Below are 16,928 nucleotides of genomic sequence, written 5' to 3'. Positions count from 1 at the left end.
GCGACCGTCCTTTCTCTGCGCAGAGCCGAACGATGCAATTCTTATCCGACCCCCACGGCTGTGAAGGTTGGGCCGGCGAAATGGCCCAGCGCATTCGCGCATTTGACTGGTCAACCACCGACCTGGGACCCCTTGATCGCTGGTCCACCAGCCTCGCCTGTACCGTGCAGATGATGCTGGCATCCCCCGTGCCCATGGTGATGCTCTGGGGGCCGGCGGGGTACATGATCTACAACGACAGCTATTCGGTGTTTGCCGGTGGCCGCCATCCTTATTTGCTCGGCACGCCGGTGGAGCTGGGCTGGCCGGAAGTCGCCGACTTCAACCGCCATGTGGTGGACACCTGCCTGGCCGGCGGCACCTTGTCGTTCAACAACAAAGACCTGGTGCTGCTGCGCAACGGCCAGCCGGAAACGGTGTGGCTGGACCTCTATTACAGCCCTGTCGCCGGAGATAACCAGCAACCGGCCGGCGTGCTGGCGATTGTGGTGGAGACCACCGCCCACGTGCATTCCGAACGCGTGCGCCAGGAACTGACCCATAACCTGGAGCAACGGGTGGCCGCCGAAGTCCAGGCGCGTTCCGCCGCCGAAGACCAACTGCGCCAGTCGCAAAAGCTCGAAGCCATTGGTGGCCTGACCGGTGGCGTGGCCCATGACTTCAATAACCTGTTGCAAGTGATCGCCGGCAACCTGCACCTGCTGGCTCGCCATGAACCGGAGAATGCCCAGGTGCAGCGGCGGGTCACGGCGGCCATTGCCGCGGTGGAGCGGGGCGCCAAACTGTCCTCGCAACTGCTTGCCTTTGCCCGGCGCCAACCGTTGTCACCGGCCGTGTACAACCCGCAGCGCATCTACGCCGGGCTGGGCGAACTGCTGCAACGTGCGTTGGGTGAAACCATCCATATCGACGTGCAGCTGCCCCAGGATTCCTGGTGCATCAACGTCGATCGCAACCAGTTGGAAAATGCGCTGCTCAACCTGGCGATCAACGCCCGCGACGCCATGAAAGGCGAAGGCGTGATTCGCATCACCGGTGAAAACATCATCCTCAACCCCAAGGATTGCCGTGGCAAAAGCATCAAGCCAGGCGAGTATGTGCGCCTGGCCGTCACCGACATTGGCGTGGGCATGCCGGCGGCGATCCTGTCGCGGGTGTTCGAGCCGTTTTTCACCACCAAGCGCGATGGTCACGGCACCGGCCTTGGCTTGAGCATGGTGTTTGGTTTTGTCCGCCAGAGCGGTGGGCATGTGGACGTGTGGAGCGAGGAGGGCAAGGGCACCGTGGTGCAAATGTACTTTCCGCGCAGCCTGGGCGAAGAAGTCCAGGAGACTCACCCAGAACCCGTGTCCCACGACATGGGCCAGGAGACCATCCTGGTGGTGGAGGACAACGAGGATGTGCGGGTGACCGTGGTGGACCTGCTCGAACAGGCAGGCTACACGGTGTTGACCGCCGAAGACGGCGACCGCGCGATGCAAGCCTTGCAGGACGGCGTGCGGCCCGACCTGATCTTCACCGATGTGGTGATGCCCGGCCGTATCAAAAGCACCGACCTGGCCGAGTGGGCCCGCGTCCAGACGCCGCCGGTGGCGGTGCTGTTCACCTCGGGGCACACCCGCGACATCCTCTCCAGCAATCACCTGCTCAGCGCTGACATTCACTTGCTGAGCAAACCCTACAGCCCCGAGGCCCTGACGCAACGGCTGCGCAGCGTGCTCACCGCCAGACAAGGTTGTTCATGACGTCACAACGCACCATGCCTCCGATCACTGCCCAGCACCTTGGATTCGTAAAGGTGCGCGGCGCCCGCGAACACAACCTGAAGAACGTCGACGTGGACATTCCCCGGGATGCCCTGGTGGTGTTTACCGGCGTCTCCGGCTCGGGCAAATCGTCCCTGGCGTTTTCCACGGTGTATGCCGAGGCCCAGCGCCGCTATTTTGAATCGGTGGCGCCCTATGCACGGCGCCTGATCGATCAGGTCGGCGTGCCCGATGTGGACAGCATCGAAGGCCTGCCGCCCGCCGTGGCGTTGCAGCAGCAGCGCGGCACGCCGAGTGCGCGTTCCTCAGTGGGCAGTGTGACCACCCTCTCGAGCCTGATCCGCATGCTGTATTCGCGTGCCGGCAGCTACCCGCCGGGACAGGCGATGTTGTATGCCGAGGACTTCTCGCCGAACCTGCCCCAGGGCGCGTGCCCGCAATGCCATGGCCTGGGCCGTGTGTATGAAGTGACCGAGGCGCTGATGGTGCCCGATCCGTCCCTGACCATCCGCCAGCGCGCGGTGGCGTCCTGGCCCCTGGCGTGGCAGGGCCAGAACCTGCGCGACATTCTCGTGACCCTGGGCTATGACGTGGATGTTCCCTGGCGCGACCTGCCGAAAAAGCAGCGCGACTGGATCCTGTTCACCGAAGAAACCCCCACCGTACCGGTGTATGCCGGTTTCACCCCGGCGCAAACCCGCGATGCACTGAAACGCAAGCTGGAGCCAAGCTACCAGGGCACGTTCAGCGGCGCGCGGCGCTACATTTTGCACACCTTCACCCACACCCAAAGCGCGCTGATGAAGAAGCGCGTGTCGCAGTTCATGCAGGGCAGCGCCTGCCCGTTGTGCGAGGGCAAGCGGCTGACCCGGGCGGCGCTGTCGGTGAAGTTTGCCGGGGTGGACATTGGCGAGTTGTCGCAACTGTCATTGACGCAATTGGCCACGTTGTTGCGGCCGGTGGCGGCGGGGCAGGACAAGATGAAGCTGTCGGTGGAAAAACGCCTGGCGGCCCAGCGCATCGCCGAGGATCTGCTGGAGCGGGTCAGTACCTTGATCGAATTGGGGTTGGGCTATCTGTCCCTGGAGCGCAGCACGCCGACCCTGTCGTCCGGGGAGTTGCAGCGCCTGCGCTTGGCCACGCAATTGGGTTCGCAATTGTTCGGGGTGATCTATGTGCTGGATGAACCTTCGGCAGGCCTGCACCCGGCGGATGGCGAAGCGTTGTTCACCGCGCTCGAACGCTTGAAAGCGGCGGGCAATTCGTTGTTTGTGGTGGAGCATGACCTGGAAACCATGCGCCGCGCCGACTGGTTGATCGATGTGGGCCCGGCCGCCGGCGAGCATGGCGGGCACGTGCTGTACAGCGGGCCACCGGCCGGTCTGGCGGACGTTGAGGCGTCGCAGACCCGGGCCTATCTGTTCGCCGACAAGCGCCCTGGGAACCCGGCGCGCCGTGAACCCAGCGGCTGGCTGAGCCTGGAAGGCGTGACGCGCAATAACCTCAAGGACCTGAGCGTGGATGTCCCGTTGGGCTGCTTTACGGCGGTCACCGGTATTTCCGGCTCGGGCAAGTCCAGCCTGGTCAGCCAGGCGCTGCTGGAACTGGTGGGCAGCGGCCTCGGCAGCCGGGTGGAAAACGACGAAGAGCCGAGCCTGGAAGACGACGCCCCGCAAATCAGCGGCGGGCGCATCAGTGCCGGCCTGGAGCACATCCGCCGCCTGGTGCAGGTGGACCAGAAACCCATCGGCCGCACCCCGCGTTCCAACCTGGCGACCTACACCGGTTTGTTCGACAACGTGCGCAAGTTGTTCGCCGCCACGCCAGCGGCGAAGAAGCGCGATTACGACGCCGGGCAGTTCTCCTTCAACGTCGCCAAGGGCCGTTGCCCGAACTGCGAAGGCGAGGGCTTTGTCAGCGTCGAATTGCTGTTCATGCCCAGCGTCTACGCACCGTGCCCGACCTGCCACGGCGCGCGCTACAACCCTGAAACCCTGGCCGTCAAATGGCAAGGCCTGAGCATCGCCCAGGTGCTGGGGCTGACCGTGGAACAAGCGGTGGAGGTGTTCGCCGAACAACCTGGGATACTGCGTTCACTGCACGTGCTGCGGGATATCGGCCTGGGTTACCTGCGCCTTGGGCAGCCGGCGACGGAACTGTCCGGCGGCGAAGCGCAACGCATCAAACTGGCCACCGAGCTGCAACGCAATGCCCGTGGCGCGACCTTGTATGTGCTGGACGAACCCACCACCGGGCTGCATCCGCGGGATGTCGACCGCCTGCTCAGCCAGCTCAATCAACTGGTGGATGGGGGGCATACGGTGGTCGTGGTGGAACATGAAATGCGCGTGGTGGCCCAGAGTGACTGGGTGATCGACATCGGACCGGGAGCCGGGGACCTGGGCGGCAAGGTGGTTGCCAGTGGGACGCCGCAGAAGGTGGCCAAAAACAAAACCAGCCGCACCGCGCCATTCCTGGCCCGAGAGCTGCTCTGACTAGCGATGTTGTCCAAATGTGGGAGGGGGCTTGCTCCCGATGAGGGAGTGTCAGTCGCTAATAATTTGACTGAGCCACCGCCATCGGGGGCAAGCCCCCTCCCACATTTTGCTCAGCGTTAGGTCAGGTTGATCTGTGCCCTGGCCTGCTTCACCACATTCTCAACCGTAAACCCGAACTGCTCCTGCAACTTCGCCAACGGCGCCGACGCGCCGAAGCTGTTCATCACCACCTTGGCGCCGGTCTGGCCGACATAGCGGTCCCAGCCCAGTGGCCCGGCCTGTTCCACCACTACCCGGGCCTTCACTGCCGGCGGCAACACGCTGTCGCGGTAGGCCTGGTCCTGGTCTTCGAACAGTTCCCAGCTGGGCATTGATACCACCTGCGCGGCAATCCCTTCGCCTTTCAACTGCTCATACGCCGCGACCGCCAGGCTGACTTCACTGCCGCTCGCCAGCAGAATCACCTGAGGATCATCCGCCTTCGCCAGCACATAGGCGCCCTTGGCCGCCCCCGATGCCGCCGCGTACTGGGTACGATCCAGCGTCGGCAGGGGCTGGCGGGACAGCACCACGCAACTTGGCCGGTGGGTCTGCGCCAGCGCGACCTTCCACACTTCCAGGGTTTCATTCGCGTCGCCGGGGCGCAGGGTCAGCAGCCCCGGCGTGGCGCGCAGTTGGGTCAGGTGTTCGATGGGCTGGTGGGTCGGCCCATCTTCGCCCACGCCAATCGAGTCATGGGTAAACACGAACACCACCGGCAGCTCCATGATCGCGGCCAGGCGGATCGGCGGCTTCATGTAGTCGCTGAACACCAGGAATGTCGAGGTGTACGGCCGCAGGTAGGACAACGCCATGCCGTTGGCAATCGCGCCCATGGCGTGTTCGCGGATGCCGAAGTGCAGGTTGCGCCCGCTGTAGTCGTCGGCGCTGAAACGCCCGGCACCGTCGAAGGTGAGGTTGGTCTTGGTCGAGGGCGACAGGTCCGCCGAGCCGCCGAGCAGCCACGGGATCTGCCGGGCAAAGGCATTCAGTACTTCGCCACCGGCGGCACGGCTGGCCACGCCCTTGGCGTCGGGGTCGAAACCGGGCAGGTCATCCTGCCAATGCTCCGGCATTTCGCCGGCACGCATGCGGCGCAGCTCTTCGGCCAGTTGCGGCTCGTGCTGCTGCAGCTGCGCCAGGCTATGCTGCCAGGCGTCATATAACGGCTGGCTGCGCTCCAGCAGGGCGTCACGCAACACCGTGCGGGCCTCGTCGGGGACCAGGAAGCTGGAATCCTGCGGCCAGCCATACGCAGCCTTGGTCAGGCGGATCTCTTCATCGCCCAAGGGCTCGCCATGGGCGGCGGCGGTGTTGTGTTTGTGTGGCGAACCGTAGCCGATCACGCTGTCGACCACGATCAGGGTCGGCGCGCCGGTGTTGCCCTTGAAGGTGTTGAGCGCCTCGCTCAAGGCCTGCAAATCATTCGCGTCGGTGACGTGCACGGTGTGCCAGCCATAGGCCTGGAAGCGCTTGATCACGTCTTCGCTGAAGGCCAGCTCGGTATGGCCTTCGATGCTGATGGTGTTGTTGTCGTAGATCCAGCACAGGTTATCCAGCTTCAAGTGCCCGGCCATGGACGCGGCTTCACTGCTGATACCCTCCATCATGTCGCCGTCGCCGCACAGGGTGTAGACGTTGTAGTCGAACAGCACCTGGTCGTCGCGGTTGAAACGCTTGCCCAGCCAACGCTCGGCCATGGCCATGCCGACACTGTTGGCGCAGCCCTGGCCCAGCGGCCCGGTGGTGGTTTCCACGCCGGTGGTCATGCGGTACTCGGGGTGGCCGGGGGTCTTGGAACTCATCTGCCGGAACTGCTTGATATCGTCCAGGCTGATCGCCGGTTGCCCCGAACGTTTGCCGTGGGCATCGATCTCGACCACACCGGCCAGGTGCAGCAGCGAATACAGCAGCATCGACGCATGCCCCACCGACAACACAAAGCGGTCACGGTTGGGCCAGTCGGGATGCTCGGGGTGGTAACGCAGGAAGCGGCTCCACAGCGTATACCCCACCGGTGCCAGGCCCATGGGCGTGCCGGGGTGGCCGGAGTTGGCCTTCTGCACGGCGTCCATGGCCAGGGTGCGCAGGGTGTTGATGCATTGGGTGTCGACAGCGGTGGCAGCATGAGTCATGAAACCGTTCTCCCTCGGGTGGCGATTTACAGTGGAGGGCGGGGTGTGGCAAAGGTTTGATCCCATTGCCCGCGCCGCGACGAACGGGGATGGATTGACCCTGAACATGACAAGACCGGCTGGAATGGGCTAGCTTCAAGGGGGTAAGCCATTGATCAACTTGCGGAGGTACGCCATGCCAGTGAAACACGACCTGTATCAGGATTTGGGGTTGAGCAAGGAAGCCGTTCACGAACGCAGGGCGAACGACAAACGCCTGGACTCGCTGTTCACTCAATACGATGCGGCCGATGGGGAGGTGCTGAAGGCGGAATCGGCCAAGGCCAGCGATGAGGAGGTGGAGAAGCTGAAGAAGAAACGCCTGTTGGTCAAAGACGAGATTGTGGGGCGATTGGGTTAAGCGCAACACTGCGCCTGCCATAGCGGGCGCAGATTTTTTCAGAATTGCCTGAAAGACATCTCTGCGCCGCCTGCCTATGATCCCGCTCGCCCTTCCGGCTCTGGGGACTGTTGCGGCGCAAGGATTGCGCCGGTGAGCCGGGTGGGCACTTTCCGTTTCTACACCAGCAGTGCCCGAGTGCATTCATCTATGGAGCGCTGCTGCGTCTCGCCATACACCTTCAATTCATCGACAGTCGTGCGCCCCAGGGCCTTCTCGAATTCGGCCTGGTTCGAATTGGCTGCGTAGTGACTCTGCGCCCCATCCCCCAGGTTCGACTGGAAAATCCCCGCCGCACTCACTGGCAGGAAATCCTCATACACCAAGGGTTCGACAGCCACATGGCCGGCGGCGACCAGTGCCTCCAGTGTGCGCGGTTGATCGGCCTGGCCGCGTGCCGCCAGGCCTTTCTCCGTGGCGAAGTAGCGGAAGTAGGCCAGATCCTGCTCACGCATCTGCCCGTGGTTATCCGGGAAGGCCTGGAAGTGCTGCTCCATCAACTGCATGTAACGCGCGGCATTGCCCTCGTTGGGGAAGGCGCCCAGTTCGTCGCGCGCGGCATTCAGCAGTTGGTCGTACAGCGCGCGGCCCTTGGGCGTCAGCGCCACGCCACGCTGTTCGATTTCGCCGAAACGCGCGCTGTGGCTGCCCTGGGCATCGGTGAAGGCGATGGGTTCGTCGAGGGCCTTGAAGCTGGTCTGGCGCAGCAGGATCGGGCACTGGCGGCGGGGCGGGCCTTCGATCACGGCCTTGGGGGTGATGCCCTTGCCGGGCATGGCGGCCTGGACCTGGTCGATGTCCAGGGTGCGCGGGGTCAGGTGGTTGATGTGCGGGCCCTTGAAGGCCACCACGTCGGCGATCAGGCGGTGCTGGTCGCTGAGTTGCTGGTACTGCGCGGCGGTCACGGTCGCGGTGTGGTGCCAGCGGAAGGTTTCCAGGGCCTGGCGCACAAACTCATCGGCATCCGCAGCGTTGAGGCCACCGTCCTTCTCCGCTTGTTCGATCAGCGCCAGGGCGCGGGGAGTGAAGATCGAGCGCTTGGCCAGGGCGGTTTCGGCAAACCTGCGCAGCTCGGGGTTTTCGATCAGCTCCAGGCGTAGCAGCGAGGTAAACACGCGAAACGGGCTGGTCTGCAGCGCGCTTTCGTGCACGGCGCGGAACGCCGTGGAATGCACCGGCACGCCGGCGGGGGTCAGGTCGTAGTAACCCACCGGCTGCATGCCCATCACCGCGAACAGGCGGCCGATGGTCGCCAGTTCCGCCGCGGTGCCGAGGCGGATGGCGCCATGGCGTTCCATGTCCAGGCGCTGGATCTCACCGGTGCGTTGCAGCTGTTGCGCCAGGTCCGGTTCGCTGGCGAGTACGCGGGCGTTGGTGGCGGCGACCAGCTCCATCAGTGCGCCATACAGCGGAACTTCATCTCGGTACATGTCGGACATGGCCTTGGAAAAGCCCTTGCGGATCTCGTCGGGGCTGACATGTGCGGTGCTGTGCATAGAAAAATTCCTGATCACGATGCTGATGGGAGCGGCCGATACCTGGATTTTGTTGGGCTGTGGGCGGGCGTGCAAACGAAGAATCCTCTGGACTTCATTCTGCAAATGAATGAAATGACGTGAATATGACAAAAAACGGCGGCAGGGAAATTTCATTTTCCAGGCCCTTTTCTAAAGAAAGCTTCACGAGGTCCGCCCTGGCCGGCATGAAAGAATCGTCACGTTTGCAGAGCCGACAGTGGGTTTGCACGCCAAACACGATAAAAAAACATTCAGGGGCCGCAGTTAATGAAAATTTCTACACTGGCGCTGTCGATCACCGCCGCCGTTCTTGCACAACAGGCTTACGCTGATGACTTCGGGCTCGGCTCGCTGGGTACGGGCAATGGCCACAGCGGCTTTCTCGAAGACAGCCATGCGTCCGTCAGTTCGCGGACCATGTACTACAGCGCAGATAACCGCTCGGGCACCAACAACGACTTGCGCGAAGCTGCTACCGCACTGCGTTTCGACTACAAATCCGGCTTCACCCAAGGCACCGTTGGCCTGGGTTTCGACGTGATGGCCTTCGGCGCCCTGCGCCTGGACGGCGGCGATGGTCACACTGCGGGCCCGGGCCTGGCGGGTAATGGCAACAGCTTCTTCCCAACCAAAAACAACGGCACCGAGCCGGCCGACTCCTTCGGTCGCGCGGCCGGCAACGTGAAGTTCCGCATTTCCCAGACCGAGTTGCATGTCGGTGGTGGCCTGGCGCCGGTGTTGCCGATCCTGGTCTCCAACGACAGCCGCGTGGCGCCGCAAACCTTTGACGGCGGCATCCTCACCTCCAACGATATTCCCAACGTCACCTTCACCGGCGGCGAGCTGAACCGCGCCGAAGGCCGTGCCTCCAGCAACTCCACGGGCTTGAGCGTGGCCGGCGGTACGCGCGACAGCGACAGCTTCAAGTTCGGTGGGGTGGACTACAAGCCGTTTGGTTCGTCCGACAACGCCATCGCAAAAAACCTGACGTTGCAGTACTACTACGCCCAGTTGCAGGACTTCTACAAACAGAACTACGTCGGCCTGGTCCACGTGCTGCCCCTGGGCAACGACCAGTCGTTCAAGACCGACCTGCGTTACTTCGACAGCAGCAGCGACGGCAAGAATGGCGAGAGTGGCTACCAGTTCAACAACAACGGCGGCTACGCCAAGCACGCCAACGAAGTGGACAACAAAACCTACAGTGCCGCGTTCACCTACCAACTGGGCGGCAGCAGCCTGATGCTCGGCCACATTGGCGTGGGTGACGATGGTGGTTTTGTGTGGGTCAACCAGGGCAGCCTTGCCGATCCCCACGCCCAAGGTGCCGGCGGCAGCGACTTCTACCTGTTCACCGATGCGGTGGTGGGCCAGTTCTCCCGAGCGGGCGAGCAGGTCAACTTCGGGCAGTATGCGTATGACTTCAAGGCCTACGTGCCGGGCCTGAAAGCGTCCGTGGCCTACCTGGACGGTACGGATATCAAGTCGAAGGTCGCCGGTGGCCCTGACCAGAAAGAAAACGAAACCGACTTCCGCCTGGACTACGTGGTGCAGGCCGGTCCTCTGAAAGGCTTCGGTACCACCTTGCGTACCGGCACCTATCACGGCAAAAACACCGGCACCGCCGACCAGGACCAGACCCGCCTGATCTTCAACTACACCTACGCCATCTTCTAAGTCTTCATGTGCACCCGGGCGTCATTGGGCTCTACACTGCTCCTCACCTGGTAGGCGATGGAGGACCCGATGACGGCCACACCCGACACCCGAATACTGGACACGATCGAAGGCCAACGCCTGGCGACGCCGGATGCCGAGCGTTGGCGCGAGTGGGGCCCCTACCTGAGCGAACGCCAATGGGGCACGGTGCGCGAAGACTACAGCGCCGACGGCGATGCCTGGGCTTACTTCCCCCATGAACATGCACGCAGCCGCGCCTACCGCTGGGGCGAGGATGGCCTGGCCGGGTTCAGCGACAAGGCGCAACACTGGTGCCTGGGCCTGGCCCTGTGGAACGAGCGCGACGCGATCCTCAAGGAGCGCCTGTTCGGCCTGAATAACGCCGAGGGCAACCACGGTGAAGACGTCAAGGAGTTGTACTTTTTCGTCGACGGTGTGCCCAGTCATGCCTATATGCGCATGCTCTACAAATACCCCCATGCGGCCTTTCCCTACGCCGACCTGATTGCCGAGAACGCCCGGCGTGGGCTGGGCGATGCCGAGTACGAGATCCTCGATACCGGCGTGTTCGAAGACAACCATTACTGCGACGTCAGCGTCGAATACGCCAAGCACCAGCCCGACGATATTTTCATGCGCGTCACCGTGCACAACCGTTCGCAGCAGCCGACGCGCCTGCAGGTGCTGCCGCAGCTGTGGGCGCGCAATGACTGGAGCTGGACCTCGGATGCGCCCAAGCCACAGTTGAGGCTGGACGGCGAACACGTGCTGGCCCGTCATCATGCACTGCCCGATCTGCGTCTCAGCGCCTGGGGGCAGGCGGGCGTGGAATGGCTGTTCTGTGAAAACGAGAGCAACTTCCCGCGACTGGGCGGGCAACCGGCGCCGGGGCCGTTCAAGGACGGGATCAACGATTATGTGGTTGAAGGGCTGGACGCTGCGATTCGCCGCGACACCGGTACCAAGGTGGCCGCACGCTTTATCCTTGAGCTGGCGGGCCTGCAAAGCAAAAGCCTTTACCTGCGCCTTGCACCCGTGGACGCGCCCGAGGTCAACGCGCGCAAACTGTTTGAACAGCGGCGCCAGGAGGCCGATGACTTCTACGCCGCCTTGCAGCAAGGCATTACCGATGACGACGCACGCAATGTGCAGCGCCAGGCCCTGGCCGGCTTGCTGTGGTCCAAGCAGCTCTACTATTTCGATGTGAACCAGTGGCTCGACGGCGACCCGGCCCAGCCCGCGCCACCGCCCGAGCGCCTGCATATCCGCAATACCCATTGGCGGCACCTGTCCAACTTCGACATCCTGTCCATGCCCGACACCTGGGAATACCCGTGGTACGCCTCCTGGGACCAGGGCTTCCAGGCGGTGGCGTTTGCCCTGATCGATCCGGGGTATGCCAAGCAACAGCTGTTGTTGCTGGTGAAGGACCGCTTCATGCACCCCAACGGCCAACTGCCCGCCTATGAATGGCGCTTCGACGACGCCAACCCACCGGTGCATGCCTGGGCCAGCTGGCGCGTGTACCAGCAGGACAAGGCGCTGACCGGTGTGGGCGATCTGGATTTCCTCGAGCGGATCTTCCACAAGCTGCTGCTGAATTTTTCCTGGTGGGTCAACCGCAAGGACGCCGAGGGTCGCAACCTGTTCCAGGGCGGCTTCCTGGGGCTGGACAATATCGCCTTGTTCGACCGCTCGGCCGCGTTGCCGCCGGGGTATCAGCTCGATCAGGCCGACGGCACCGCCTGGGTGGCGGCGTATGCGCTGGACTTGATGCGTATCGGCCTGGAGTTGGCCAAGCGCAATGTCGTGTACGTCGATATTGCGGTAAAGTTTTTCGAGCACTTCCTGTACATCGCCGGCGCCATCAACCGCGTCGATGACAGCGCCGAAGGCCTGTGGGACGAACAGGACCTGTTCTTCTACGACGTACTGCACCGTCCCGACGGCCAGAACGAGCCGGTGCGCCTGCGCTCCATTGTCGGCCTGATGCCGTTGTTTGCCGTGCTGGTGCTGGAGCAGCGCGAACACGAAGGGCTGGAGGGGTTGCGTGAACGGCTGTTGGGGTTCATGCACCACCGGCCGGACCTGGCCAAACTGGTGTCGCGCTGGAACGAACCGGGGCAGGGCAATCGCCTGTTGCTGGCGCTGTTGCGTGGCGAGCGCACCAAGGATTTGCTGCGGCGCATGCTCGATGACGACGAATTCCTCTCGGCCTTTGGCGTGCGCTCCCTGTCCAAGGCGTTTGCCGAGCAGCCATTGGCGCTGAAGATGAATGGCGACACCCTGTGCGCCCGTTACCAGCCGGGTGAATCCGACTCGCGCCTGTACGGCGGCAATTCCAACTGGCGCGGGCCCTTGTGGATGCCGGTGAACTACATGCTGATCGAATCGCTGCGGGAATTTCACCGCTACTACGCGGACAACTTCTCGGTGGAATACCCCACGGGCAGCGGGTATCTGGCATCCCTGGAGGACGTGGCCGACAGCCTCAGCCAGCGCTTGACCCGCCTGTTTCTGCGGGATGAAAACGGTTCACGACCGTCGATGGCGGGGTATGCGCAGTTGGAGGCGGACCCGGCCAGTCGTGACCTGGTGTTGTTCCATGAATATTTCCATGGCGAGACGGGGCGGGGGTTGGGGGCTTCGCACCAGACCGGATGGAGTGCGTTGGTGGCGTTGCTGCTACAGCCCAGGATCTGAATACCACCGTAGACCAAATGTGGGAGGGGCTTGCCCCCTCCCACAGAGATTCAGGGTTGCCCGTGAATCAGGAAGGGAACAGTTCGCTCAGCTTCATGGCCAGCATCATGTCGCCTTCGGTGCGCAGCTTGCCTCCCATGAAGGCCTGCATGCCGTCGGTCTCGCCGCTGACGATGCCTTTCATAGTGTCGCCGTCCATGACCAGGGTCACTTGGGCGTCAGGGTTTTCGCCTTCCAGCAGTTCGCAGGTGTTGTTCTTGACCACCAGCGAGAAGTTCTGGGTGTCGTCGATACGGAAACCGAACACCAGGTCCAGGCCGTCGGCGGCGGCTGGGTTGAATTTGGCTTTCATTGCTTCTACGGCTTTAGCTACGTCAGTCATGGTTTCGATCCTTTTATGGTGAGTCCAGTGACCTTGGGGTCACGGTTGGCCGCACTTCATCGGAAGGTGATGAGTTGCGGCGCCTTCAACAGTTGCAAGTGGGTGTGACTGTTGAAGGAAGCCAGTGCCACCTCGCGACCGCGGAATTTCAGCTGGTTGAGCGAGGTGTTAACAATTTGCCAGTTCAGTTCGAAGGCCTGGGCGGCAGGCATCCGGGTAATCAGGTGGAGCAGGGCGGTGATGGTGCCGCCGGAGGTGAACACCGCGATCTTCTGCGTGTTGTCCGCCGCTTCCAGAATGCGTTGCAGGCCACCCTGGACGCGCTCCACGAAGCCCAGCCAGCTTTCCAGTCCCGGCGGGTCATAGGTGCCGGCCAGCCAGCGCTCGATGATCAGGGCGAAGATGCGCTGGAACTCGCTGCGGTTTTGCGCGGCGTTGCGCAGGATGTCCAGGGCGTCGGGTTCGCTGCCGAGCAGGTCGGGGAGCAGGGCGCGGATGATTGCGTCGGCGTCGAATTCGTTGAAGGCGCTGTCGGTTTCCAATGCTGGCACGGGCAGGCCGAGGGTGCTGTATTGATCGAAGGCGGCAGCGGCCGTGTGCTGCTGGCGGCGCAGGTCGCCGGCGATGCAGCGGTCGAACACCAGGCCCATATCCGCCAGGTGGCGGCCGAGCACTTGCGCTTGTTCCACGCCGACGGGCGACAGCACGTCATAGTCGTCTGCACCGAAGGAGGCCTGGCCATGTCGAATCAAATAGATGCTGCCCACGTCCGTTTTCCCGGTACGTTGAAAGTCTGGCGAGGTTATGAGGATGCCAGGGTGCTGTCAATGAAAAAACATACGCTTGTTTTAAAAGCTCGTTGGAGCGCGTTCCTGCTGGCGGTTTGAGCACTGGCCGCCCGGCGATCCCGTCGGTATGCTTGGGCAATCCGCGCCTGGCGCCGTGCATTGTTAAGGAGACACATGGATTTTTTGGCTGAATACGCGAGCTTTCTGGCGAAGACCGTCACCCTGGTGGTCGCTATTCTGGTGGTCTTGATCAGCTTCGCGGCACTGCGCAGCAAAGGGCGTCGCAAAGCCGCCGGCCAACTGCAGGTCAGCAAGCTCAATGACTTCTATAAGGGCCTGCGTGAGCGCCTGGAGTCGAGCCTGCTCGACAAGGAGCAGCTCAAGGCCCTGCGCAAGTCCGAAAGCAAAGCCGAAAAGAAGAACGGCAAGAAGAAGCCCGAGGCCAAGCCACGGGTGTTCGTGCTGGATTTCGACGGTGACATCAAGGCCTCGGCCACCGAGAGCCTGCGCCATGAAATCACCGCGCTGCTGAGCCTGGCCACGCCCAAGGACGAAGTGGTGCTGCGCCTGGAAAGCGGCGGCGGCATGGTGCACAGCTACGGCCTGGCGTCATCGCAACTGGCGCGTATCCGCCAGGCGGGCGTGCCGTTGACCGTGTGCATCGACAAGGTCGCGGCCAGCGGCGGCTACATGATGGCGTGTATCGGTGAGAAGATCATCAGCGCACCGTTTGCCATCCTCGGCTCCATTGGCGTGGTGGCGCAGTTACCCAACGTCAACCGCCTGCTGAAAAAGCACGACATCGACTTTGAAGTACTGACCGCCGGCGAGTACAAGCGCACCCTCACGGTGTTTGGCGAAAACACCGAGAAAGGCCGCGAGAAGTTCCAGGAAGACCTGGACATCACCCATCAGTTGTTCAAGAACTTCGTCTCGCGTTATCGCCCCCAGCTGGCGATTGATGACGTAGCGACCGGAGAGGTGTGGCTGGGTGTGGCCGCGCTGGATAAGCAACTGGTCGACGAACTGCAAACCAGCGACGAATACCTGGCCACCAAGGCCAAGACCGCCGAAGTGTTCCACCTGCACTATGCCGAGCGTAAAAGCCTGCAGGAACGGGTGGGCCTGGCGGCCAGCGGCTCGGTAGACCGGGTGCTGCTGACCTGGTGGAGCCGCCTGACCCAGCAACGCTTCTGGTAAGCCCCTTTGAGGTATAGGTAATACCTGTGGGAGGGGGCTTGCCCCCGATGGCGGTGGGTCAGTCACAGTTGCATTTACTGACACACCCTCATAGGAGCATAGGTATCTACACAACGTTGGCTCAGCGCTGAACGCCTGGCAGATAGGGCTGTTGTGGCGAGCGGGCTTGTCGAATCGTCGCAGTTACTGTGTTCCTCCTTAACTGACTGGTATTAGGGCAAGCCCTCTCCCACATTAGTTCGGTGTGGGTATCGGCTTGCGCATCAGCCTCCCCACCACCAGCGCTCCGAGCAATCCCAGCACCCCCGCCACCCACAATACGTAACTGAATCCACCCACAAACGCCTGTCGCGCCAGCGGTTGCACCACCGCCTGTGCCGGCTCGGGCAACAAGCCCATTGCCGCCGGCATGTCCCCGGCCACCACCCGTGAAGCAATCCCCGCCGCCTGCGCCTGCCATTGCGTGTCGATACGTGCGCGCAATATGTGCTCGCTGTGGCTGCTCAGCAGTGCGCCATACACGCCAATCGCCAACATGATCGCGCTGAACCGCATGGTGGTGCTCATGCCCGACGCCATCCCTGCACGGTCCCGTGGCACGCAGGCCATGATGTTTTTTTGCGTATCACCATTGAGCAAACCCGCACCGGCACCGGTGACGGCAATCGCCAGGGCGAAGGGCAGGTAACCGCCGATATTCACCGCCCAGGCACTTAGCAGGTTGCCGCAGCCCACCAGGGTCAACCCGGCCGCCATCATCGTTGCCGGTGCGAAGCGCCCCGCCAGCCGCGCGCCGATCCGGGGGCAGACCAGCATGGTCAGGGCGAACGGCAGCATGCCCAGGCCCGAGGCAATCGCGGAGAAGTCCAGGCCGTTCTGCAGATAGAACGGCAGCAGCGTCATCATCACTTGGGCGCAGCCGGCGTAGGCAAACATCCCGAGCAAGGCGCCGATAAAACGCGGGTGGTGAAACAGTTGCAGGTCCACCATGGGCCGCTGCTGCACACGTTCGACCCCTACAAATACACCCAGCAACACCGCACCGCCGATCAGGCGTGCATAGGTCAGCGGGTTATCCCAGCCGATACGGTTGGCCTCGATCAGGCCCCAGATCAGGCACAACAGGCTCGCGCTGAAGGCCAGGCTGCCCCACGGGTCGAGGCGGGCGGATTGGCTATCGCGGGATTCCGGAATCGCGTGCAGCACCAGGCTCATCAGCGCCAGGCCCACGGGCAGGTTGAGGTAGAAAATCCAGCGCCAGCCCAGGTACTCGGTGATCACGCCGCCCAGGGTCGGCGCGGCCGTCATCGCCACGCCCATGCAGGCGCCCCAGAACGCCCAGGCCTTGGCCCGCTCGACTTCATCGTGGAAGGTATGGCCAATGGAGGCCAGGGCTGACGTGAGCAATAACGCTGCGCCGACGCCCTTGACCGCGCGGGCGATGTCCAGCCACAACGCACTCGGCGCCGCCCCGCAGCCAAGGGAGGCGAGGATAAAAATACTCAGGCCCCAGACCAGGGATTTCTTGCGTCCGAACCGATCGGCCAGGCTCCCGGCCGGCAGGAGCAAGGCGGCAAATGCCAGCATATAGGCGCTGACCACCCACTCGATATCGGCAAAGTTCGCCCCCAGGTCGCGAGCGATGCTCGGCAGGGTCACGGCGACGATATTGGTGTCGAGCACGATCAGCGAGCAGACACCGGACGCGGTGAGCAACGTCAGGCGTGGGCTGACCCGGCTCATGATTGGATTACCTTGCAGGCAATAGGTGGAATGCAGTT

The 16,928-nt window shown here is 63.0% G+C and carries 11 protein-coding genes; 6 read left to right on the top strand and 5 right to left on the bottom strand.

What is annotated here, in order from left to right:
• Positions 1-32: 32 nt before the first annotated feature.
• Both B9N88_RS02340 and uvrA read left to right on the top strand, forming a co-directional pair.
• Entirely contained in the window at positions 33-1,745 is a 1,713-nt protein-coding gene (locus B9N88_RS02340) for an ATP-binding protein (RefSeq protein ID WP_027608655.1), read from the top strand.
• Positions 1,742-4,261: an excinuclease ABC subunit UvrA gene (gene uvrA / locus B9N88_RS02335; RefSeq protein WP_027608654.1), complete on the top strand. Its 2,520-nt coding sequence runs from the start codon at positions 1,742-1,744 to the stop codon at positions 4,259-4,261. Before B9N88_RS02340 ends, uvrA begins: the two co-directional genes overlap by 4 nt.
• Before the next feature lie 119 nt (positions 4,262-4,380).
• Here uvrA and tkt read toward each other — a convergent pair whose 3' ends face one another.
• The gene (gene tkt / locus B9N88_RS02330; RefSeq protein WP_027608653.1) at positions 4,381-6,438 is read right to left on the bottom strand and encodes a transketolase; all 2,058 of its coding nucleotides are present in this window, start codon (positions 6,436-6,438) and stop codon (positions 4,381-4,383) included.
• Positions 6,439-6,613: 175 nt separating this feature from the next.
• Between tkt and B9N88_RS02325 the strand changes: the two genes are divergently transcribed.
• Positions 6,614-6,838 (top strand): DUF465 domain-containing protein, encoded by a 225-nt coding sequence (locus tag B9N88_RS02325; RefSeq protein WP_027608652.1) that lies wholly within the window; start codon positions 6,614-6,616, stop codon positions 6,836-6,838.
• Between the two features lie 158 nt (positions 6,839-6,996).
• On the opposite strand, the gene B9N88_RS02320 is transcribed toward B9N88_RS02325, so the two are convergent.
• Positions 6,997-8,373 (bottom strand): 2-oxoadipate dioxygenase/decarboxylase HglS, encoded by a 1,377-nt coding sequence (locus B9N88_RS02320; protein WP_027608651.1) that lies wholly within the window; start codon positions 8,371-8,373, stop codon positions 6,997-6,999.
• A gap of 288 nt (positions 8,374-8,661) precedes the next feature.
• Here B9N88_RS02320 and B9N88_RS02315 point away from each other — a divergent pair, with 288 nt between their 5' ends.
• Complete coding sequence (locus B9N88_RS02315) at positions 8,662-10,071, top strand: OprD family outer membrane porin (protein ID WP_027608650.1); 1,410 nt, start codon at positions 8,662-8,664, stop codon at positions 10,069-10,071.
• A gap of 69 nt (positions 10,072-10,140) precedes the next feature.
• Positions 10,141-12,777 (top strand): MGH1-like glycoside hydrolase domain-containing protein, encoded by a 2,637-nt coding sequence (locus tag B9N88_RS02310; protein ID WP_027608649.1) that lies wholly within the window; start codon positions 10,141-10,143, stop codon positions 12,775-12,777.
• A gap of 67 nt (positions 12,778-12,844) precedes the next feature.
• On the opposite strand, the gene B9N88_RS02305 is transcribed toward B9N88_RS02310, so the two are convergent.
• The gene (locus tag B9N88_RS02305; RefSeq protein ID WP_027608648.1) at positions 12,845-13,159 is read right to left on the bottom strand and encodes an SCP2 sterol-binding domain-containing protein; all 315 of its coding nucleotides are present in this window, start codon (positions 13,157-13,159) and stop codon (positions 12,845-12,847) included.
• 56 nt (positions 13,160-13,215) lie between these two features.
• Entirely contained in the window at positions 13,216-13,926 is a 711-nt protein-coding gene (locus B9N88_RS02300) for a histidine phosphatase family protein (protein ID WP_027608647.1), read from the bottom strand.
• Between the two features lie 195 nt (positions 13,927-14,121).
• On the opposite strand from B9N88_RS02300, the gene sohB reads away from it, so the two are divergent.
• Positions 14,122-15,147 (top strand): protease SohB, encoded by a 1,026-nt coding sequence (gene sohB / locus B9N88_RS02295; RefSeq protein WP_027608646.1) that lies wholly within the window; start codon positions 14,122-14,124, stop codon positions 15,145-15,147.
• Between the two features lie 234 nt (positions 15,148-15,381).
• On the opposite strand, the gene B9N88_RS02290 is transcribed toward sohB, so the two are convergent.
• A complete protein-coding gene (locus B9N88_RS02290; protein WP_027608645.1) occupies positions 15,382-16,890 on the bottom strand; it encodes an MFS transporter in 1,509 nt (502 codons plus the stop codon).
• Positions 16,891-16,928: the final 38 nt, after the last annotated feature.

Source organism: Pseudomonas sp. LAMO17WK12:I1 (genome assembly GCF_900177315.1).
GTDB lineage: Bacteria > Pseudomonadota > Gammaproteobacteria > Pseudomonadales > Pseudomonadaceae > Aquipseudomonas > Aquipseudomonas marginalis.
This window is presented reverse-complemented; position numbering and strand designations above follow the sequence as displayed.